This is a genomic window from Micromonospora sp. WMMA1998, assembly GCF_027497375.1.
Taxonomy (GTDB): domain Bacteria; phylum Actinomycetota; class Actinomycetes; order Mycobacteriales; family Micromonosporaceae; genus Micromonospora; species Micromonospora sediminicola.
Map to the genome: position 1 here is coordinate 2,960,618 of NZ_CP114911.1, position 21,080 is coordinate 2,981,697.

At 73.6% G+C, this 21,080-nt stretch carries 13 protein-coding genes; 2 read left to right on the forward strand and 11 right to left on the reverse strand.

Annotated elements, in window-relative coordinates:
• Nucleotides 1-333: 333 nt before the first annotated feature.
• The 10 genes from O7600_RS13195 to argS all read right to left on the reverse strand — a co-directional run bounded on the left by O7600_RS13195 (nucleotide 334) and on the right by argS (nucleotide 18,502).
• Complete coding sequence (locus O7600_RS13195; RefSeq protein WP_281593853.1) at nucleotides 334-3,771, reverse strand: phosphodiester glycosidase family protein; 3,438 nt, start codon at nucleotides 3,769-3,771, stop codon at nucleotides 334-336.
• A 140-nt stretch (nucleotides 3,772-3,911) separates the two neighbouring features.
• Nucleotides 3,912-6,035, reverse strand: a complete 2,124-nt coding sequence (rho, locus tag O7600_RS13200) for a transcription termination factor Rho (protein WP_281593854.1) — start codon at nucleotides 6,033-6,035, stop codon at nucleotides 3,912-3,914.
• A 340-nt stretch (nucleotides 6,036-6,375) separates the two neighbouring features.
• Entirely contained in the window at nucleotides 6,376-7,278 is a 903-nt protein-coding gene (thrB, locus tag O7600_RS13205; RefSeq protein WP_281593855.1) for a homoserine kinase, read from the reverse strand.
• A gap of 63 nt (nucleotides 7,279-7,341) precedes the next feature.
• On the reverse strand, nucleotides 7,342-8,586 hold the full coding sequence (locus O7600_RS13210; protein WP_281593856.1) for an MFS transporter: 1,245 nt from the start codon (nucleotides 8,584-8,586) through the stop codon (nucleotides 7,342-7,344).
• A 9-nt stretch (nucleotides 8,587-8,595) separates the two neighbouring features.
• Complete coding sequence (locus tag O7600_RS13215; protein WP_281594144.1) at nucleotides 8,596-9,417, reverse strand: polysaccharide deacetylase family protein; 822 nt, start codon at nucleotides 9,415-9,417, stop codon at nucleotides 8,596-8,598.
• A 136-nt stretch (nucleotides 9,418-9,553) separates the two neighbouring features.
• Complete coding sequence (locus O7600_RS13220) at nucleotides 9,554-12,814, reverse strand: efflux RND transporter permease subunit (protein ID WP_281593857.1); 3,261 nt, start codon at nucleotides 12,812-12,814, stop codon at nucleotides 9,554-9,556.
• 165 nt (nucleotides 12,815-12,979) lie between these two features.
• Nucleotides 12,980-14,029 (reverse strand): threonine synthase, encoded by a 1,050-nt coding sequence (gene thrC, locus O7600_RS13225; RefSeq protein WP_281593858.1) that lies wholly within the window; start codon nucleotides 14,027-14,029, stop codon nucleotides 12,980-12,982.
• Between the two features lie 115 nt (nucleotides 14,030-14,144).
• Nucleotides 14,145-15,449: a homoserine dehydrogenase gene (locus O7600_RS13230; protein WP_281593859.1), complete on the reverse strand. Its 1,305-nt coding sequence runs from the start codon at nucleotides 15,447-15,449 to the stop codon at nucleotides 14,145-14,147.
• Nucleotides 15,446-16,831 (reverse strand): diaminopimelate decarboxylase, encoded by a 1,386-nt coding sequence (gene lysA, locus O7600_RS13235; protein ID WP_281593860.1) that lies wholly within the window; start codon nucleotides 16,829-16,831, stop codon nucleotides 15,446-15,448. Before lysA ends, O7600_RS13230 begins: the two co-directional genes overlap by 4 nt.
• A gap of 6 nt (nucleotides 16,832-16,837) precedes the next feature.
• A complete protein-coding gene (gene argS / locus O7600_RS13240; RefSeq protein WP_281593861.1) occupies nucleotides 16,838-18,502 on the reverse strand; it encodes an arginine--tRNA ligase in 1,665 nt (554 codons plus the stop codon).
• 99 nt (nucleotides 18,503-18,601) lie between these two features.
• Here argS and O7600_RS13245 point away from each other — a divergent pair, with 99 nt between their 5' ends.
• A complete protein-coding gene (locus O7600_RS13245) occupies nucleotides 18,602-19,438 on the forward strand; it encodes a DUF3105 domain-containing protein (protein ID WP_281593862.1) in 837 nt (278 codons plus the stop codon).
• A gap of 10 nt (nucleotides 19,439-19,448) precedes the next feature.
• Entirely contained in the window at nucleotides 19,449-20,123 is a 675-nt protein-coding gene (locus tag O7600_RS13250) for a DUF305 domain-containing protein (protein WP_281593863.1), read from the forward strand.
• 53 nt (nucleotides 20,124-20,176) lie between these two features.
• On the opposite strand, the gene O7600_RS13255 is transcribed toward O7600_RS13250, so the two are convergent.
• Entirely contained in the window at nucleotides 20,177-20,731 is a 555-nt protein-coding gene (locus O7600_RS13255; protein WP_281593864.1) for a hypothetical protein, read from the reverse strand.
• Between the last annotated feature and the right edge of the window lie 349 nt (nucleotides 20,732-21,080).

The following is a 21,080-nucleotide window of genomic DNA, read 5'->3' on the forward strand; positions in this document are numbered from 1 at the left end:
GGTCCTTTCGTCGGTGGTCGCCGGGTCGCCGTCGGTGCTCCCCGTCGTCCGCGACGGGCTCGGGCGTGAACCGGAACCGGTGGCCGATTGACCAGTGTGCCATGGGCGTCGCCCACTCGACACAGCAGGTCCGGCTGCCACAACGCCCGCCCGCCCCACCGCATTCCCACCCCCACTCCGCCCACGCCCCCGACCCACCCCAACCCACCCGCGCCGAGTCGGTCGATCATGAAGTTGGCCGCGTTTCCTGTCGCTTTTGTCCCGGCCAACTTCATGATCGACGACCCCGGTGCCGGGGCTCCTCCCCCAGGTCGAGGAGCCCCGGCCCTCGGGTCAGGCCGCGGGGGCCCGGACCGCGGCGACGGTGGTCACCTGCGCCTCGGCCTTCACTCCGTTCACCGTCACCGTCAGCCGGACCTGGACGCCGGGGCGCAGCGCGGTCAGCTTGCCGGTCACCGGGTCGAAGCGGGCGGCGTGCCAGGGACGGACGCCCGCCGCGCCGCCGATGTGCAGGTTCGGCGAACCGGCCCAGTCGGCGCTGACCGGCGCGGCCACCGGCACCTGCCGGCCGCCGGGCTGGGTGAGCGTGGCGGCGACGGCCACCGGGGTCCCCACCCGCACCTCGGCGGGCGCGGTCAGGTCGAGCCGGTCGACGTGGGCGTGCGTCTCCGCCGCCACCCACCGCGGCCCCTCCGCCAGCGGGTCCCGGCGGGCCCGCTCGGCCTCCCGGGGCGTCACCGGGTCCACCCCGAACTCGGTCCAGCCGGTGAAACCGCCGAGCCCGGCCGGGGTGGAGGGATCCTTGCCCGCGTTGCCGTTGATCACGTACGGCACCCCGTCCACCCGGTCGGCGTGGAAGGTGCCGACGTGCCCGTTCACCACCAGCGCGCCCTTGCCGGTGCGGTGCTGGAAGTCGGCCAGCCACTGCTCGACCAGGGCGGCCTCCTTCCGGTCGCCGAGCTGGCTGGCCTTGGCCGGGCTGGGATCGCGCGGCGGGTGGTGGAAGAACACCGCGACCGAGCCGACCGACCGGTCGGCGGCCGCCGCGTCGAGCGTCCGGCGCAGCAGCTCCACCTGGTCGAACCCGCCCCCGCGCAGCGAACCGGTGGCCGTGGACAGGGTGACGAAACGGGTCCCGGCGTGGTCGAAGACGCGCGAGGTGTCCCCGAAGACGTTCCGGAAGTTGTCGATCGGCGCGCCCATGATCTCGTGGTTGCCCGGCACGTAGTAGTAGGGCACCTGGCCGCCCAGTTCCTCGTCCAGGATCCGCTTGGCCAACGCGAAGTCCGCCGGGTACGCGGTGTCCACGAAGTCGCCGTCGATGATCAGGAAGTCCGGCCGGGCGGCGCGGACCTCACGCAGCGTGCGGCGGGCCTGGGCGACCAGCTCGCTGTCCGGGTCGGCGGCGACGAACTGGGCGTCGGAGAGCACCGCGAAGCGCCAGGGCGCGCCGTCCACAGTGCCGTCGCGCAGCACCACCCGGTCGGTCCGGTTCGGCTCCGGCGGCGCCTGCACGTCCGGCGGCACCCGGGCCACCAGGTCGTCGATGACCACCTCGCTGCGGTACTGCTCGGCCGGGTCGGTCTCGGCCACGTAGAACCGGCGCACCCGCACCGGGTACTGCACCCCGGGCGGCACCGCGAACTCGACGTACTTCCAGCCGGTCCAGTCCAGGTAGGGGCCGCGGAGCACGAACTGGGTGTCCTGCGCGTCGTGCAGGTGCAGGCTCGGCCACTCGCCGGTGCCGTTGGCCTTGATCCACATCCCGAACGCCTGCGGCTGACCGGGCACGTCGATCCAGGCCGGCGGGTCGGCGTACGCGGCCCGGGTGCCGGTCGACTGGCTGAAGTCGTACGACATCCGCAGGCCGGTGCCGGTGTGCCCCTCGGCCGGTGCGACCGATCCGGCGGCGCGGGCCTGGCTGAACTTCCACGACGCGGCGTCGTCGAAGCCGGCCACCGGCACGTCGGTCAGCCCGACGGTCACCGGCAGCACCGTGCTGCGCGCGCCGACGCGGGCGGTGACCAGCGCCGAGCCGGACCCGCCGAGCGCCTTCACGGCCAGGTTGCCGTCGGCCGTGGGGGTGATCGAGAGCAGGTCGTGGTCGTACTCCAACGTGAGGTCGCCGGGCTCGATCGGCGCGGTGTTCCCCTCCGGGTCGTAGCCGACCACGCCGAACAGGCCGGTGTCGCCGGCCCGGTCCAGCCCGACCCGGTCGACGGTGCCGTCGATCCGCTCCAGCGGGCCGAGCACGGTCAGCTCGATCGTGCCCCGGGCCCGGCCCCGGGAGGCGGTGACGGTGCTGCGGCCGGGAACGCTGGCCCGGAACACGCCGTCGCCGTCGACCCGGCCGTGGGTGGCGCGCCAGCGCGGCTCCCCGGCGGCCGGGCCGTACGTCTCGTCGTAGCCGGCGGCGGTGAGGCGGCGGGTGAGGCCGGGGAAGACGCGGTCCGGCCGCCCACCCCGCACCGGGGCGACGCCCGGCGCGGCGGTCGGGTCGCTGGCGGTCTCCAGCCAGTAGCCGGTGAGCCGGCCGCTGCCCTTCGGCGCGTAGACGGCCAGGCCGTTCGGCACCGGGCGCTCGCTGCCGTCGGACGGGCTGTTCTCCACCTGGACCGCCGGCGCGCCCGGCTCGCGGGCCAACAGGGTGGAGGAGCCGCCGCCGTCGAGGTTGAGCGCGTTCGCCGCGCCCAGCTCGGCCATCATCCGGCCCATCTCGGTCTGGGTGACGCCGCGGCTGTCCACCTGACGCCCGTCCACCGTCAACATGATCATCTTTCGGCCGTCGGCGGAGAAGCCCACCGAGGTACGCGGGGCCAGCGACTGGTCGGCGACGGTCTGCACCACGCCGTCGCGGACCAACACGCTGCCGCCGCCCACGGCGGCCCGCAGGTCGCCGCCGTCGGAGGAGCGCGGGCGCCAGGACAGGTCCACCGCGTCGCCGGGGCGCAGCGCGGCGAGCGCGTCGGCGCCGGCCTCCCGCCCGAGCAGCACGGTGCTGCCGGCCGGGATCGGGCCCTCCCCCGCCGTGGTGGCCACGGCGGTCACCCGCCCGCCGGTCAGCGTCACCTCGACCACCCGCGCCGCGCCGTCCACCGCGCGCTGCCGGGGGTACGAGCCCCAGAGCGGGGTGAAGACGCCCACGCCGTCGCGCTGCACCATGTTGTTGAACTGGGTCAGCGACACCGGCCCGGCGGGCAACGCGGCGGTGCCCTCGAAGCCGACCTGGACGACCCGGCCGATGCCCTGGGCGCTGATCCCGACGGCGTTCGGGTGCCCGGCGATCGGCGACTGCACCAGCTCACCCGAGCGGATGCCGACGCCCTGCGCCGCGCCCGAGTTGTTGATGTCGAAGAAGTCGCCGTTCACCGCCGCCACCGCGCGGGAGCGGTCCACCGCGGCGCGCAGCGGCTCGTCCCGGGTCACCGCGCCGGAGTTCACGTAGTCGACGGTCAGCCCGCCGGACAGGTCCGCGGTGAGCGCGTCGGCGCGCAACCAGCCGGCCGCGTCGTACCGGTCGAAGGAGGTCAGGTCGAGGCCGGGCGCGACCGGCCGGGTGGTCTTCGTGGTCTCCAGGCCGCCGGCCGGTTCCACACCGGCCAACGCGACCGCGGCATCGGGTCGGGACGACGCGGCAGGTGCGTCCTCGGCCGAAGTGGACACCGGCGGCGCGGCCACGGCGGCGGGCGGTGACACCGGCGCGGTGAGCGTGAGCAGGGGCGTCAGCAGCAGGACGCCGGCGAAACGGGCGGATCGTCTGCGGATTCGCATGGACGACAGTCAACCCGACCATGAACAGAAGTTTCAATACCTGGCGGCTTAACCGTAGAAAAACTTCACGGCGTCGGGGGCCGGTACGCGAACGAGGGGCACGGCCGTCGGCCGTGCCCCTCGTCGTCGGATCCGTCAGGTCACTCGCCCGGCGTGGACTTCGCGATCTGCATCAGGAACTCGATGTTGGTGCGGGACTGCTTGAGCCGGTCCAGCAGGAGGTCGAGCGCCGCCTGCGAGTCCAGCGAGTGCAGCACCTTGCGGAGCTTGTGGATGATCGCCAGCTCCTCCGGCGCGAGCAGGACCTCCTCCTTGCGCGTACCGGAGGGGTTGATGTCGATCGCCGGGAAGACGCGCTTGTCGGCGATCTTCCGGTCCAGCTTCAGCTCGGCGTTGCCGGTGCCCTTGAACTCTTCGAAGATGACCGTGTCCGCCATGGACCCGGTCTCCACCAGCGCGGTGGCGAGAATGGTCAGCGAGCCGCCGTTCTCGATGTTGCGCGCCGCGCCGAGGAAGCGCTTGGGCGGGTAGAGCGCGGTGGAGTCGATACCACCCGACATGATCCGGCCGCTGGCCGGCGCCGCCAGGTTGTACGACCGACCGAGCCGGGTCACCGAGTCGAGCAGCACGACCACGTCGTGCCCCAGCTCGACCAGACGCTTCGCCCGCTCGATCGCCAGCTCCGCCACCGTGGTGTGGTCCTGCGGCGGACGGTCGAACGTGGCCGCGATGACCTCGCCCTTCACCGACCGCTGCATGTCGGTGACCTCTTCCGGCCGCTCGTCGACCAGCACCACCATCAGGTGGCACTCCGGGTTGTTGCGGGTGATCGCGTTCGCGATCGCCTGCAGCACCATCGTCTTACCGGCCTTCGGCGGCGACACGATCAGCGCCCGCTGACCCTTGCCGATCGGCATCACCAGGTCGATCACCCGGGTGGTCAGGATGTGCGGCTCGGTCTCCAGCCGCAGTCGCTCCTGCGGGTAGAGCGGGGTGAGCTTGTAGAACTCCGGCCGGCGCTTCGCCTCGTCCGGCTCCATGCCGTTGATGGTGTCCAGCCGGACCAGCGGGTTGTACTTGTCGCGCCGCTGCTCGCCGTCCCGAGCGGCCCGCACGGCGCCGGTGATGGCGTCACCGCGGCGCAGGCCGTACTTCTTGATCTGGGACATCGAGACGTACACGTCGTTCGGCCCGGCCAGGTAGCCGGTGGTCCGGACGAAGGCGTAGTTGTCGAGCACGTCGATGATGCCGGCGACCGGGACGAGCACGTCGTCCTCGCCGACCTGCGGCTCGCGGCCGCCGCCGTTGTCGCCGACCTCGCCCCGCTCGCCACGGCCACGTCGACGGTCCCGGAACCGGCTGCGCCGGCCCCGCCGGCCGCCGCCCTCGCCGTCGTCGTCACCGTCGTCGCCCCGCTGGCCCCGGTCGTTACGGTCACCGCGGTCGTTGCGGTCACGGTCGTTGCGCTCGCCGCGCTCGCCCCGCTCGCTCCGGTCGTTGCGGTCGCTCCGCTCGGCCCGCTCGCCCCGGTCGTTGCGGTCGTTGCGGTCGCTCCGCTCGGCCCGCTCGCCCCGGTCGTTGCGGTCGCCCCGCTCGGCCCGCTCGCCCCGGTCGGCGCGGTCGGTCCGCTCGTTGCGGTCGGCCCGCTCGGCGCGGTCGGCCCGCTCGGCCCGCTCGGTGCGGTCGGCCCGCTCGGCGTTGCGCTCGCGGCCCCGGCCGTCGTTGCGCTCACCACGCTCGGCCCGGTCACCACGCTCGGCCCGGTCACCACGCTCGGCCCGGTCACCACGCTCGGCGCGCTCGGCCCGCTCGCCGGTCTCGACGGCGGGAGCCTCCTCGGCGCGCGTCTCGGCCGGCCGCGTCTCGGCGGTGGCGGCGGTGGCCCGGCTGCGACGGCCACGGGTACGACCCTCGGTCGCCTCGGCGGCGGGCGCCTGCTCGGTGGGACGCGCCTCGGCCCGCTCCTCACGGACCTCGGCGTGCACCTCCTCGCGGGCGGGAGCGGCCGCGGCCGCGACCTCGGCCCGCGGTCGAGGGGTTCCGGCGGCGGCGCCGCCCTGCCGCTCGGTGATGGCACTGATCAGCTCACCCTTGCGCATGCGAGCCGTACCGGAGATGCCGAGCGACGCGGCCAGGCTCTGGAGCTCCGGCAGCAGCATCGCCGACAGGCCGGTGCCGCTGCGCCGACGACGCGTGGGGGCGGCGGTGGTGGCATCGCCAGCGACGTTGGAAACATCCGACGTCACGTCGGTGGTGTCGCTCAATGGATTCCTTCCCTCGATAGGCCGGGACTGCCCGGAGTCGTGGAACCAGGTGGCCGGGCGGCCTCGGTGCACCCGCCTCGCAAGGACGCGTCGCGGGAGTCTGTAACACAGCAGCCGGTCGGTTTCCCGACTCACCAACCATCGGTGAGCAGGTCTCGCCGTCTGCGGCGACCTGTGGAAACTGCGGTGCGGCGTGGGCCTTGGGCAGGGGTGACGGGCTGACCGCCGAGAGCTTCGGGGGTGCGCCGAACCGCAGGAAGATCGCATGCTTCGCGGCTGTGCTCGGTCTAGAGCGTAATCAACTCTTCCGACCTGCGGCAACAGGGTCCCGCTCGGCGTGTCAAAGTCTACCCCGGGAAACCCGGGCCCCGCTGACATCTATCGGCAACTCCCAGCGGCGCCATTGTGTTCCCGGGTCGAATCCCGCCGGGACCTCGGACAACGCCAGCACGGTCGGACCGGCCCCACTGACCACGGCCGCCACACCGGCCCCACGCAACGCGCTCACCAGCGCGGCGGTGGCCGGCATCCCCGGCGCCCGCTGGTCCTGGTGCAGGCGGTCGACGGTGGCCGGCAGCAGCAGGGCCGGATCGGCGGTCAACGCGTGCACCAGCAGGGCCGCCCGACCCGCGTTGGACGCCGCGTCGGCGTGCGGCACGGTGGTCGGCAGCGCGGCCCGGGCCTCCGCGGTCAGCCCCCGCTCGGCGGGCACGAAGACGGTCGGGCGGACGGCCGACGCCACCGGCAGCGAGACCGCCCGGGCCCCGGACGACTCCGTCCAGGCGATGGTGAAGCCACCGAGCAGGCACGGCGCGACGTTGTCGGGGTGCCCCTCCAACTCCGCCGCCAACCGCAGCGCCGCGTCGTCACCGAGCCGCTGCCCGCCGTCGGCCACCAGCGCACGGGCCGCCAGCACCCCGGCCACGATGGCGGCCGAGGACGAGCCGAGGCCACGGGCCTGCGGGATGCGGTTGACGCACTCCAGCGCCAGGCCGGCCGGCTGCGCGCCGAGCACGTCGAAGGCGGCCCGCATGGCGGTCACCACCAGGTGCCGCTCGTCCGCCGGCAACTCCCCGGCGCCCTCGCCGGTGACCGCCACCCGCACGCCGCCGTCGGTCACCTCGGCGGTGACGTCGTCGTAGCGACCGAGCGCCAGCCCGAGCGTGTCGAACCCGGGGCCGAGATTGGCGCTGGTCGCGGGCACCCGGACCCGGACCGGGCCGGAGGTGAGAGTGGTCGGCACCGGCTCATGCTAGGGCGTGCCACCGACAGCCGGCCGGATCGCCCGCAGCGTGGGACCCGCGGGTCACCCGGCGCCGCCCGGCGCCTGCGCCGGCACCGGGTCGGCGAGCGAGAGGCGACGCGTCGCGAACCGCCAGCCGATCGCGTAGACGACGGTCACCAGGCCGCAGCCGGCCAGCACGGTCCGCTCGTCCACCCGGTCCACGACCAGCGCCACCACCAGCTGGCTGACCGCGATGGCCAGCGTCGCCAGCATCATGTCGGTGGCGAAGACCCGGCCCCGCAGCCGGTCCGGCACCTCGCCCTGCAGGGCGTAGTTCGACAGCACCCAGTTGCTGCCGCCGCCGAGGTGGGCGAGGAAGACCAGGACCAGCACCAGCGGGAACCAGGACACCGCCGAGGCGCCCAGGTAGGCCAGGCCGTACAGCGACATCGACAATGCCAGGCCGGTGAGCAGCCAGGCCCGGTTGTTGAGCACCCGCCGCATCAGGATCGGGCCGACCAGCGCGCCGGCGCCCCGGGCGGCGAAGAGCAGGCCCGCGCCGACCGCCCCGACCCCGTAGACGCCGGCCAGCAGCGGGAAGACGGTCAGCACGCCGTTGCCCAGGCCGACCGCCGACTTCACCGTGACCAGCGCGAGCACGCGCGGCCGGTGCGCGATGTAGCCCAGCGCCTCCCGGATCGCCGCCCAGGTGCGCGGCACGGTCGCCGCCGGGTCGCGGGGCGCCTGGAGCGGCCGACGGATCAACGCCGCCAGGCCCGCCGCCCCGGCCAGGGCCGCGGCGGCCACCCAGAAGCTGGCGTACGGGCCGGCGGCGGCGCTCAGGATGCCGCCGAGCGAGGCGCCGACCACCGTCATCGTGCCCCAGGCCGAGCCGGCGACCGCGTTGCCGGCCGCCAGGTCCGCCGGATCGAGCACGTTGGGCAGGGCCGCCTGGGCGGCCGGCGAGTAGAACGCCTTGGCCACCGCCACGATCGCGATCGACACCAGCGCCAGCCAGGCCGTCCCGGCGTCGCGGACGCCGAGCAGCAGCAGGATGCCGGCGAGCGCGGCCAGGTTGGCCGCCATCATGACCTTGCGGCGGTCGAACCGGTCGGCCACGGTGCCGGCGTACGGGAGCAGCAGCGCGGTCGTGCCGGTGTCCACCGCCAGCACCAGCGCGCCCCAGACGCCGCTGCCGGTCAGTTGCGGCAGCAGCACCAGCAGCGGCACCATGACGAACCAGTCAGCGCCGAACACCACCAGCTCGGCGAGGAACAGGTTGCGGAAGTCGCGGTTGCGGACGAGGACCGAGAGGGTGGGCGACACGCCGGCACCCTATCGGGCCGCTCCCGGGGCGGCAGCGCGACGCAGCAGGTCGGAGACGGTGACGAAGGTGTAGCCCCGGGCCTTCAGCCCGGTGATCATGTCGGGCAGGCCGCGGAGGGCGACCAGCCGCCGCTCGTCACCGACGTCGTGGCCGAGCAGGATGGTGCCAGGCCGGACGTCGGCGACGATCCGCCGGGCGTGCCCGGCCGGGTCGTGCGGGAACTCGCTCTCGACCATCTGGAGCGTCCAGAGCACCAGCCGGTAGTCCAGCCGCGCGGCCGCGTGCAGCACCGACCCGCCCAGGTGCCCCCAGGGCGGGCGGAGCAGCCGAGGGGCCGCCCCGGTGACCGCCGTGATCGCGTCGTGGCTGCGGCTCAGGTCGTCGTGGGCCCTGGCGGCGTCCATCCGGGCGAGGTCGTGGTGGGCCCAGCTGTGGTTGCCCACCTCGTGCCCGCCCAGCCGCCCCCGCAGCAGCGCGGCGTGCCGCCGGGTCCGCTCGCCGACCAGGAAGAACGTGGCCGGCACCCGGTGCTCGGCCAACGTGTCCAGCACCATGGGCGTCCACTGTGGGCTCGGGCCGTCGTCGAACGTCAGCGCGACCAGCGGTGTGTCGGTGCGGACGCCCCAGACGACCTGCACCCCGCCCGAGCCGACGTCCTGCCGGCGGTTGCCCAGGGTGGCACTGGCCGGGCCGCCCGCGAGCGGCAGTCGACGGTCGGCCACCCGGGTGCTCTCCAGCGTCGCGGCGGAGCCGAGCGCCGCCCCGCCGAGCAGCAGCGCGGACCGGCGCAGCAGCGTGCGCCGACCCCACCGGCCCCCGCCGTCGACCATCACGCCCCCGCACCCCGAGTAGGCACCAGCTCACTGAGCGTACCGTCCGGGGTGGCTCGCGGATGTCCCGCGCGGCGGCGGGGAATCGGGCGGGGCCCCCGCCCACGCCGGGAACGGCGGGCGGGGGCCCCTTCCCTCACTCGGTCGGGGGCAGCGGGGACTGCCGGCTCTTGGGCAGGCGGAGCACCTCGAACTGGTCCGTACCGTCGATCAGCGCGCCCGACGGCCGGGCCGGCGGCGCGGCCACCTCGGCCGGGCGCTCCCCGCCGCCGACGCCCACCGGGACCGGCTCCGGGGCGGGCGCCTCGGCCGGCTCGGCCGGCTCGACCTGCTCCGGAGCGCCCCGGCGGCGGTCCCGGCGGGCCCGCAGCGAACCCTTGGTCCGCTCCACCATCGTGTAGAGCGTCGGCACCAGGACCAGCGTCAGCAGCGTCGAGCTGAGCAGGCCGCCGATCACCACCACGGCCAGCGGCTTCGAGATGAAGCCACCCTCGCCGGTCAGCCCGAACGCCATCGGCAGCAGCGCGAAGATGGTGGCCACCGCGGTCATCAGGATCGGCCGCAGCCGACGGCGGCCGCCCTCGACCACGGCCTCGGTGACCCCCATGCCCTGCGCCCGGTACTGGTTGATCAGGTCGAGCAACACGATCGCGTTGGTCACCACGATGCCGACCAGCATGAGCACGCCGATCAGCGCCGGCACGCCCAGCGGCGTCCCGGTGGCCAGCAGCAGCGCGATCGCCCCGGTCGCCGCGAACGGCACCGAGATCAGCAGGATCAGCGCCTGGGTCAGGCTCCGGAACGTCGCCACCATGATCAGGAACACGATCGCAATGGCGGCCAGCACGGCCAGGCCGAGGTCCGCGAACGCGTCCGCCTGGTCGGCGCTCACCCCGCCGATCACGTACGTGGCGCCCGGCACGTCCAGCGCGTCCAGTCGCTTCTGCAGCTCCTGGGTGGTGGCGCCGAGGTTCGAGCCGGTGGCGGTGCCGGTGACCGAGACGCTGCGCTCACCGTCGATCCGGGTGACCTGCTGCGGGCCGTCGACCTGGTTGACGTCGGCGATCGCGTCCAGCGTCACCGGGCCCACCCGCAGCGCCCGCAGCTCGGCCACGCTCACCGGCGGCCGCGTCCCGCTGCTGAGCACCACGTCCTGCGCGGTGCCGTCCAGCGTGACCTGGCCCAGCGGCGCGCCCCGGTACGTCTGCGCGACGAGCTGCCCCACGGCCGCCTCGGTGAGACCGGCGCGCGCCGCGGCGGCCCGGTCCACCGCCACCTCCACCCGGGGCACCCGGGTGGCCAGGCCGCTGGTGACGTCCTCCACGCCCGGGGTGTCCGCCATCGCGGCCCGGACCTCCTCCGCCGCCCGGGTCAACGTCTCCTGGTCGGCGGCCTGCACCACCACCTCGACCTGGTTGGCGGAGGCGTCCTGGCCACCGCCGAAGGTCAGCTCACCGGCCTCCGGGCCGAGCGCGTCGAACTCCTTGCGCAGCGTCTCCCGCACCGTCTTGGCATCGGTGTCGTCGGCGAGCGCCAGCGACCAGGAGGCGCTGTCGCTGCCGCCGCCCCCGGCCCACGGGTTGTCCCCGCCGCCGGCGCTGACCTGGTAGGTCTCCACCCCCGACGTGCGCTTCAGCACCTCCTCGACCCGGGCCGCGGCGCGGTCGGTGCCGGCGAGTCCGGTGCCGGCCGGCATCTCCTGGCGGATCGCCAGCGTGTCCTGGCCGGAGTCGTCCAGGAAGTTGGTCTCCAGCTTCTGCGCCAGGCCGAACGTGCCCAGCAGCACCAGCAGGCCGAGCGCTACGGTGGCCCACCGGCTCCTGCGGGAGCGGGTGGCAAAGCCGATCACCGGCAGGTACGCCCGCTGCAACGGGCTGCGCAGCTCCTTCTCCTCGGCGGCCGTCCGGGCGGCGGCGTCGTCGGCCCCGCGCCGCGGGCGCAGGAACCAGTAGGCCAGCACCGGGATGACCGTCAGCGACACCAGCAGCGAGGCGAGCAGGGCCACCGTCACGGTGATCGCGAACGGCGCGAACAGCTGCCCGACGAAGCCGCCGACCAGGGCGATCGGCGCGAACACCGCGACCGTGGTGAGCGTGGAGGCGGTCACCGCGCCGGCCACCTCGCGGACCGCGACCAGGATCGCGTCCCGCTTCTCCTCGCCGTACTCCAGGTGCCGTTTGATGTTCTCCAGCACCACGATCGAGTCGTCCACCACCCGACCGACCGCGATGGTGAGCGCGCCGAGGGTCAGCAGGTTGAGCGAGTAGTCGCCGGCCCAGAGCACGATCAGCGCGACCAGGACCGAGAGCGGGATGGAGACCGCGGTGACCACCGTGGAGCGGACCGAGAGCAGGAAGACCAGGATCACCACCACCGCCATCAGCAGGCCGAGCAGGCCCTCGGTGGTGAGGCTCTCGATGGACCGCTCGACGAACGGGGCCTGGTCGAACACCACGGTCAGCTCGGCGCCGGAGGCGGCCGTCAGCTCGTCCAGCCGGTCCCGGATGTCGTGCGAGATGCCCACCGCGTTGCCGTCCGGGCTGGCGGTGACCGCGATGCCGAGGCTCGGCTTGCCGTTGGTGCGGGTGAACGACATCGCCGGGGCGAGCTGCTGCTCCACCCGGGCCACGTCGCCGAGGCGGACCGGCGCGGCCGGCGCCGTGGTGAGCACGATGCCCCGCAGGTCGTCCACGGTGCGGATCGGCGTGCCGACCTGCACCGGCAGCGAACGGTCGCCGTCGGCCAGCGCGCCGGCCGGCACGGCCACGCCGTTGGTCCTGAGCGCCTGCGCGATCGCGGTCGGCGCCACCTTGGCGGCGGCCAGCTTCACCGGATCCGGCGTGACGGTGACCACCTGGTCGCGGGCGCCGGTGACGTCCACCGAGCGGACCCCGTCCAGCCCTTCCAGCTCCGGTACGACGGTGGTGCGCAGCTTCTCGGCCAGCGCCCGCTCGTCGCCGTCGCCGGTCGCGGCGACCACCACGGCGGGCAGGTCGTCCGTGCTGCCGGCGATCACCTGCGGGTCGACGCCCTCCGGGAGCTGGGCGTCGATCCGGTTGAGCGCGGTCTCCATCTTGTTGACCACGTCGTCCAGGTCGGTGCCGAACTCGTACTGCACCTGGACGGTGGCCGCGCCCTCCCGGGAGGTCGAGGTGACCTTCTCCAGCCCCGGGATGCCCTGGAGGCTGTTCTCGATCGGCTCGGCGACCTGGGACTCGACGATCTCCGGGGCGGCGCCCGGGTAGGGGGCCACGATGAACGCGGCGGGGAACTCCAGCGACGGCAGCAGCTGCTGCTTCAGCGACGGCACGGCGAACGCCCCGAACGCCGTGGTCACCAACGCGATGAGGGCGATCAGGCCCCGGTTGGCGAGACTGAATCTGGCGAGCAGCGACATGGGCGTTACTCACTCCTGAAGAGGGGTCTACGGGGTGCCCTGAGTCTGCCGTACGCGATCACGCTCCCAGCAGCCGGCCCGGGGCGCCGGAGGGGTCCGGCGCCGCCCTCGACGCCGCCGGTCGGCACCGGCCCGGCGCCGCCGCCGGGCCGGTCGACGGACGACTCAGGCGAGGTCGAGGGAGCGGGCGGCGGCGAGGGCGTCGTTGGCGATGGTGACCGGCGCGGGAGCCGTCGAGATGGCCCACTCCGGGTCCTTCAGGCCGTGGCCGGTGACCGTGCAGACCACCCGCGACCCGGCCGGCACGCGCCCGGCGGCGGCCTGCTGGAGCAGCCCGGCCACGCTGGCCGCGCTGCCCAGCTCGACGAAGACCCCGACCTCACGGGCCAGCAGCCGGTAGGCGGACAGGATCTCCCGGTCGGTGACCGCCGAGATCAGACCGTCCGAGGCGTCCCGCGCGTCGATTGCCTTGGTCCAGCTCGCCGGGTTGCCGATCCGGATGGCGGTGGCGATGGTCGACGGCTCGGGCACCACCTGGCCGGTGACGATCGGGGCCGCGCCGGCGGCCTGGAACCCGTACATCCGGGGTGCCTTCGTGGCGTTGCCGTCGCGCAGGTCCTCGGAGTAGCCCATCCAGTACGCGGTGATGTTGCCCGCGTTGCCGACGGGCAGGCAGTGGATGTCCGGCGCGTCGCCGAGCGCCTCCACGATCTCGAAGGCGGCCGTCTTCTGCCCGTGCAGGCGGTCGATGTTGACGGAGTTGACCAGCGCGACCGGGTAGTCCTGCGCGAGCTTGCCGGCCAGGCCCAGGCAGTCGTCGAAGTTGCCCTGCACCTGGAGCAGCTTGGCGCCGTGCACCAGCGCCTGGGCCAGCTTGCCCAACGCGATCTTGCCCTGGGGCACCAGCACCGCGCAGGTGATCCCGGCCCGGGCCGCGTACGCGGCGGCCGAGGCGCTGGTGTTGCCGGTGGAGGCGCAGATGATCGCCTTGTCCCCCGCCTCGACGGCCTTGGAGACGGCGAGGGTCATGCCCCGGTCCTTGAACGAGCCGGTCGGGTTCGCCCCCTCGACCTTGAGCCACACGTCCGCGCCGACCCGGGCGGAGAGCACCGGCGCCGGCAGCAGCGGCGTGTTCCCCTCGTGCAGGGTGACGACGGGAGTGGCGTCGGTGACCGGCAGACGGTCCCGGTACGCCTCGATGAGTCCCCGCCACATGTCGCGCTCCTCGCCTCTCCGGCCCCGGCCGACCGGGACCCGCCAACAGCGTGGACCAGCCTCCCCGGCCGGTCACCGGCACACCCCGTCCTAACCATCAGGCGGGACGCCCGGGTTACGCGCCGCCCTCGACCCGCAGCACGCTGGCCACCGAGCGGACGATGTCCAGCCCGCGCAGCTCGCGGACGGTGGCGGCGAGCGCCGCGTCCGGCGCCACGTGGGTGACGATCACCAGCTCGGCGTCGCCCCCGGCGGGCCCCTGCCGCACGGTGGCGATGGAGACCTCGTGCCGGGCGAACACCCCGGCCACCGCCGCCAGCACACCCGGCCGGTCGGCCACGTCGAGGCTGATGTGGTAGCGGGTGAGCGCCTCGCCCATCGGCCGCACCGACAGGTCCGCGTACGCCGACTCGCTGGCCGCGTGCACCCCGGCGAGGCGGTTGCGGGCCACCGCGACCACGTCGCCGAGCACCGCGCTGGCGGTCGGCGCGCCGCCCGCGCCCCGACCGTAGAACATGAGCTGACCGGCCGCGTCCGCCTCGACGAAGACCGCGTTGAACGCGTCACCGACGCCGGCCAGCGGGTGGGTCAGCGGGATCATCGCCGGGTGCACCCGGACGTTCACCGTCTCCCGGCCTGCCTCGTCGACGCCCCGGGCGGCGATGCAGAGCAGCTTGATCGTGCAGCCCATGGCCTTCGCGCTGGCGACGTCCGCGGCGGTGACCTCGGTGATGCCCTCACGGTGCACGTCGGCGGCGGTCACCCGGGTGTGGAACGCCAGCGAGGCGAGGATGGCGGCCTTGGCGGCGGCGTCGAAGCCCTCCACGTCGGCCGTCGGGTCGGCTTCCGCGTACCCCAGCTCGGTGGCCTCCTCCAGCGCCTCGGTGAAGCCGGCGCCGGTGGCGTCCATGGCGGAGAGGATGAAGTTGGTGGTGCCGTTCACGATGCCGGTGACCCGGGTGATCCGGTCGCCGTGCAGCGACTCGCGCAACGGGCGCAGCAGCGGGATCGCCCCGGCGACGCTGGCCTCGTAGTAGAGGTCCGCGCCGCCCTCGGCGGCGGCGTCGTGCAGCGTGGCGCCGTCCTCGGCGAGCAGCGCCTTGTTGGCGGTCACCACGCTCTTGCCCGCGCGCAGCGCCTCGACCAGCCAGCCCCGGGCCGGCTCGATGCCGCCGACGACCTCGACCACCACGTCCACGTCGTCCTGCTTGATCAACCCGAGCGGGTCGGTGGTGAACAGCGCCGGGTCGACCGGCAGGTCGCCCCGGTCCCGGCCGAGCCGGCGGACGGCGATGCCGGCGATCTCCAGCGGGGCGCCGATCCGGGCGGCGAGATCGGCGGACTGCTCGTGCAGCAGCCGCACGACGTCGCTGCCGACCGTGCCGCAGCCGAGCAGCGCCAAGCGAACCGGTGAGGTCATCCCACATCCAATGCGAGCAGGTCGTCTTCGGTCTCCCGGCGGACGATCAGCCGGGCCCGACCGTCGCGGACCGCGACGACCGGGGGCCGCGGGACATGGTTGTAGTTGCTGGCCATGCTCCGGCAGTAGGCCCCGGTGCCGGGCACCGCGACAAGATCTCCGGGCTGCACGTCGGCGGGCAGGAATTCATCCTTCACCACGATGTCCCCGGACTCACAGTGCTTTCCCACCACGCGGGCGAGCATCGGCTCCGCGGTCGAGGCCCGGCCGGCCACCGTCGCCGAGTAGGAGGCGTCGTAGAGCGCCGTGCGGATGTTGTCGCTCATCCCCCCGTCGACGCTCACGTAGGTGCGGATGCCGTCGACGTCCTTGACCGTGCCCACCTGATAGAGGGTGAACACGGCCGGCCCCACGATGGCGCGGCCCGGCTCGACCGACAGGTGCGGCACGGCCAGGTTCTCCGCCGCGCACTCGCCGTCGACGATCTTGCGCAGCCGCTTGGCCAGGTCGTGCGGCGACGCCGGGTCGTCCTGCGTGGTGTACGCGATGCCGAAGCCGCCGCCCAGGTCCAGCTCCGGCAGCTCCACACCGCGGGCGTCGCGGATCTGCGCCTGCAGGGCGAGCACCCGGCGGGCGGAGACCTCGAAGCCGCTGGCGTCGAAGATCTGCGAGCCGATGTGCGAGTGCAGCCCCCGCAGCTCCAGCACGTCCTCGTCGAGGATCTTGAAAGCGGCCGCGGCCGCCGCGCCGCCGGCGAGGGAGAAGCCGAACTTCTGGTCCTCGTGCGCGGTGGCGATGAACTCGTGGGTGTGCGCCTCCACGCCGACCGTGACCCGGACCAGCACCCGGGGGCGTACCCCGCGCTCGCGGGCCAGCTCCGAGAGCCGGTCGATCTCGGCGAACGAGTCGACGATGATCCGGCCCACGCCCGCGTCCACCGCCCGGGTCAGTTCGGCCACCGACTTGTTGTTGCCGTGGAAGCCGATCCGCTCCGCCGGCATCCCGGCCGAGAGCGCCGTGGCCAGCTCGCCGCCGGTGCACACGTCGAGGAACATGCCCTCCTCGGCGATCATCCGGACCACGGCGCGGCAGAGGAACGCCTTGCCGGCGTAGTAGACGTCCGCGTCCGGGAACGCGGCGCGGAACTCGCGGCAGCGCCCGCGCAGGTCGTCCTCGTCCAGCACGTACGCCGGCGTGCCGAACTCGGCGGCGAGGTCACGGACGTCCAGGCCCGCGACGGTCAGCGCGCCGGCCGGGCCGCGCGCCACGTGCCGCGGCCAGAGCTGCGGCACCAGGGCGTTGACGTCGACCGGGGTACGCAACCAGGCCGGACTGCGGTTGCCGATGTCGCCGTGCAGGGCACCGGCTTCGTGCGCGCGCATCGGGAATTACATCCTCTCCGGGGCGGAGACGCCGAGCAGGTGGAGGCCGTTGGCGATGACCGTCCGGGTGGCGTCGTTGAGCCAGAGCCGGGCCCGGTGCAGGTCGGTGACCTCCTCGTCGCCGCGCGGCAGGATCCGGCAGTTGTCGTAGAACCGGTGGTAGGCCCCGGCGAGCCGCTCCAGGTAGCGGGCCACCAGGTGCGGCCCGCGCAGCTCGGCCGCCGAGGCGACCACTGCCGGAAACTCGGCGAGCGCCTTGAGCAGGTCGTTCTCCTTGTCGTGCACGAGCAGCTCGGCCCGGAAGTCGGCGGCGTCACCCCGGGTCAGCCCCGCCTCGGCCGCGTTGCGGCCGACGCTGGCGGTCCGGGCGGCCACGTACTGGACGTAGTAGACCGGGTTGTCGCGGGTGGCCCGGGTCCACAGTTCCACGTCGATGTCGATCGGCGAGTCGCTGGAGTACCGAGCCAACGCGTAGCGGGAGGCGTCCACGCCGATCGCGTCGACCAGGTCCTCCAGGGTGACCACGGTGCCGGCCCGCTTGCTCATCCGCACCGGTGCGCCGTCGCGGAGCAGGTTGACCAGCTGGCCGATGAGGATCTCGAGATTGCGCGCCGGGTCGTCGCCGAAGCAGGCGGCCATCGCCTTCATCCGGCCGATGTAGCCGTGGTGGTCGGCGCCCAACATGATCACGACCCGCTCGAAGCCGCGCTCCCGCTTGTCCAGGTAGTAGGCGCAGTCGGCGGCGAAGTAGGTCCACTCACCGTTGGACTTGCGCAGCACCCGGTCCTTGTCGTCGCCGAAGTCGGTGGTGCGCAGCCAGGTGGCGCCCTCAGACTCGAAGACGTGCCCCTGCTCGCGCAGCCGGAGCAGCGCCTTCTCCAACTCGCCCCGGTCGTGCAGGTCCTTCTCGTTGAAGTAGGTGTCGAACTCCACCCCGAAGTCGCGCAGCGAGGACTTGATCTCGCCGAACATCAGCTGGACGCCCTCGACCCGGAACACCTCCTGGGCGGCGTCCTCGGGCAGGTCCAGCACGTCGGGCCGGCGCTTGACGACCTCCGCCGCGATCTCGGCGATGTACGCGCCGCCGTAGCCGTCCTCCGGCGCCGGCTCGCCCTTCGCCGCGGCCAGCAGCGAGCGGGCGAACCGGTCGATCTGCGAGCCGGCGTCGTTGAAATAGTATTCGGTGCCGACGTCGGCACCGGTGGCCCGGAGCAGGCGGCTGAGCGCGTCACCGACGGCCGCCCAGCGGACCCCGCCGATGTGCACCGGGCCGGTCGGGTTGGCCGAGACGAACTCCAGGTTGATCCGCTGCCCGGCCAGGGTGTCGGAGCGCCCGTACGCCGGGCCGGCCTCGACGATCACCTTGGCCAGCTGTCCGGCGGCGCCCGCGTCGAGCCGGATGTTCAGGAAGCCCGGGCCGGCGATCTCCACCGACTTGACCCCCGGCGCCCGGCCCAGGTGGTCGGCCAGGGCCGTGGCCAGCTCCCGCGGGGGGACGCCCACCTTCTTGCTGAGCTGCAACGCCAGCGTCGAGGCGTAGTCGCCGTGATCGGGGTTACGGGGTCGCTCGACGGTGGTCTGCGCGGGCAGCGCGGCACGGTCCAGGCCCCGCTCGTCGAAGACGGCGTGGGCTGCGGCGAGGACGACCTCGGCGAGTTCTGCGGGAGTCACCGAACCATGTTATCGGGGGTAGACTCGGGCACCGCGGCGGCGACCCAGCATGTGAACCGGCCCCGCGGTCCCCCTGACCGACCGACCTGACGAGGCACGATGAGCATCAGCACCCCGGGCGGCCCGGAGCGCCGTCCCACCGTGGTCAGCACCGGCAAGAAGCCGGCCGCCGGCCGTCCGGCGGCCGGCGACAAGCCCGCCGCGAAGGCCGGCGCGGGCAAGGCCGGGGGCGGCAAGGGCACGCCACGGCCGGGCGCCGGGGGCAAGGGCCGCAAGCCGGTCACCCCGGTGAAGGTGAGCCAGGGTCGCTCATGGGGTCCGATCGCCCTGTTCGTCGCGGTCGGCGTGCTGGCCGTCGGCATCATCGGCATCGGCGCCTGGGCCGTCTACCAGGGCGCCCAGCCGTGGCAGAAGCGGGCGGACGCCATCAACGGCATGGTCGACTTCCGCAAGAAGGACAAGGACCTGGTCAAGGGCGGCAACCACCAGCCCGGCACGATCAAGTACGCCGTCTCCCCGCCGGTCGCCGGCCCGCACAACCAGGCCTGGCAGAACTGCATGGGCGACATCTACGACGCCCCGATCGCCAACGAGCACGCGGTGCACAGCCTGGAGCACGGCACCGTCTGGATCACCTACCGCCCGGACCTGCCCGCCGACCAGGTGGAGAAGCTCAAGAGCAAGGTGCAGGGCAAGGAGAAGCTGATGCTCAGCCCGTACGAGGGGCTGGACAAGCCGATCTCGCTGCAGGCCTGGGGCTTCCAGCTCAAGGTCGACAACGCCGACGACAGCCGGATCGACGACTTCATCAAGACGCTGCGGGTGAACGCCTCGATCGAGGGCCCGAACGCCCTCTGCGACCAGGGCGTCACCGCCACCGGCACCACCCCGCGGGACAACCTGCAGAACAACATGCCCGAGCAGCCGACCCAGTAAGGACGCCGCGATGACCGCTCCGGTGACCACCGACAGCGAGCTCGACGAGGCACCGGCCACCGACGAGGGCGGCCGGCCGGCGGTGCGCCGCTACGGCCTGCTGGCCGTGGCCGGCGCCATCGTGGTCGGGCTCCTGCTCGGGTACGCCGGCGGCCTGCTCACGCCGACGCTCACCCGGCCGGGTGACAACTCGGCCGAGGCCGGTTTCGCCCGGGACATGACCGCGCACCACCACCAGGCGGTGGCCATGGGCCTGCTGGCGTTCCGGCAGGGGCAGGACGCGGAGGTCCGCCAGGTCGGCGTCGACATCGCCACCGGCCAGCAGGGCGAGATCGGCACCATGCAGACGTGGCTGCGCTCCTGGAAGCTGGACCCGACCGGCGAGCAGCCACCGATGGCGTGGATGCCGGACGGGGCCGGGCTGGTGAAGAACGGGCTGATGCCCGGCATGGCCACTCCCGAGGAGATGGCGAAACTGCGCGCGGCGAGCGGCCGTGAGTTCGACCTGCTCTTCCTGAACATGATGATCCGGCACCACATCGGCGGCGTGCACATGATCGACGGCATCCTGGCCGAGGGGCACGACGACGACGTGCTCGCGGTGGCCCAGACCATGAAGAACACGCAGCAGAACGACCTGACCAACCTCAGCGCGGCGCTGAAGCGCCTGGGCGGCACCCCGTAACGACGCGAAAGGCCGGCACCCCCGGTTCGGGGTGCCGGCCTTTCGCGTTGGTCTTACTTGGTCCAGTGCTCGGCCACGATGTCGGTGGCCTGCTTCTCCCACTGCGCGTAGGCGTCGGGGTAGGCGGAGACCTGCACGGTCTGGGCGGCGTCGGTCAGGGGCATCTTGTCCCAGCCGTCGACCTGCTTCAGACCCTTGAGGAAGGCCAGGGTGGAGTACTCGGGGTCGGTGATCTGCTCCGGCGTGCCCCAACCGCTGGAGGGGCGCTGCTGGAACAGGCCCAGCGAGTCGTGGTCGTTGCGGTCGCCGAGGTGCCCGAGGTTCTCCAGCTTCGACTCCTGCAGGCTGGTGGCGATCGAGATCACCGCGGCCCGCTCGTTCATGCCGGCCTTCTTCGTCGCGGCGATGATCGCCTTGGCGTTGGCGGTCTGCTCGTCGTTCAGCGTGATGGTCGACTGCTCACCCTGCACGGACGCGACCGCGACGGCCTTACCAGCGGCGGCGTGGGCGGGGGTGTCGGCGTGGGCGGCGACGGGGCCGGCGAACACGCCACCGGTGAAGGCCAGACCAGCGATACCCAGGATGCTCTTACGCAGGATCGTGTTCATGAGGGGGCTCCATTCGGGGGTCAACACACCGGGGGGGGTGTGGCACCGTCAGGCGCACAAAGAAGTCTTGAGGGGATCCGGCTCGTGGGGCCTCGGGGGGCCGCGTCACGGGGGCCGAATGCCGACGCTCGCGGGGCACGGGCTCTACGCGGCGCCGGGATGATGCGCAACGACCGGCGACCTGCCGTCATTCCCCGGGGGCGGGGCGGCGGCGTGGGCCTGCTCGATCGTTCACCCGACTACAACGCCGCCGGCCCATCGCCGATTCCGCCGCCAGGGTGCCGCCCACCACCGCCGAACCGGACACCCGCACCCCATCCACGCAAACGGCCGGCACATCAGGCGCGCA

Bases quoted from the DNA above. Each gene is read 5' to 3' on its own strand.
- O7600_RS13195 (WP_281593853.1), bottom strand. From the start codon at position 3,771: ATGCGAATCCGCAGACGATCCGCCCGTTTCGCCGGCGTCCTGCTGCTG.
- O7600_RS13215 (WP_281594144.1), bottom strand. From the start codon at position 9,417: ATGGTCGACGGCGGGGGCCGGTGGGGTCGGCGCACGCTGCTGCGCCGG.
- O7600_RS13220 (WP_281593857.1), bottom strand. From the start codon at position 12,814: ATGTCGCTGCTCGCCAGATTCAGTCTCGCCAACCGGGGCCTGATCGCC.
- thrC (WP_281593858.1), bottom strand. From the start codon at position 14,029: ATGTGGCGGGGACTCATCGAGGCGTACCGGGACCGTCTGCCGGTCACC.
- O7600_RS13230 (WP_281593859.1), bottom strand. From the start codon at position 15,449: ATGACCTCACCGGTTCGCTTGGCGCTGCTCGGCTGCGGCACGGTCGGC.
- lysA (WP_281593860.1), bottom strand. From the start codon at position 16,831: ATGCGCGCGCACGAAGCCGGTGCCCTGCACGGCGACATCGGCAACCGC.
- O7600_RS13245 (WP_281593862.1), top strand. From the start codon at position 18,602: ATGAGCATCAGCACCCCGGGCGGCCCGGAGCGCCGTCCCACCGTGGTC.
- O7600_RS13250 (WP_281593863.1), top strand. From the start codon at position 19,449: ATGACCGCTCCGGTGACCACCGACAGCGAGCTCGACGAGGCACCGGCC.
- O7600_RS13255 (WP_281593864.1), bottom strand. From the start codon at position 20,731: ATGAACACGATCCTGCGTAAGAGCATCCTGGGTATCGCTGGTCTGGCC.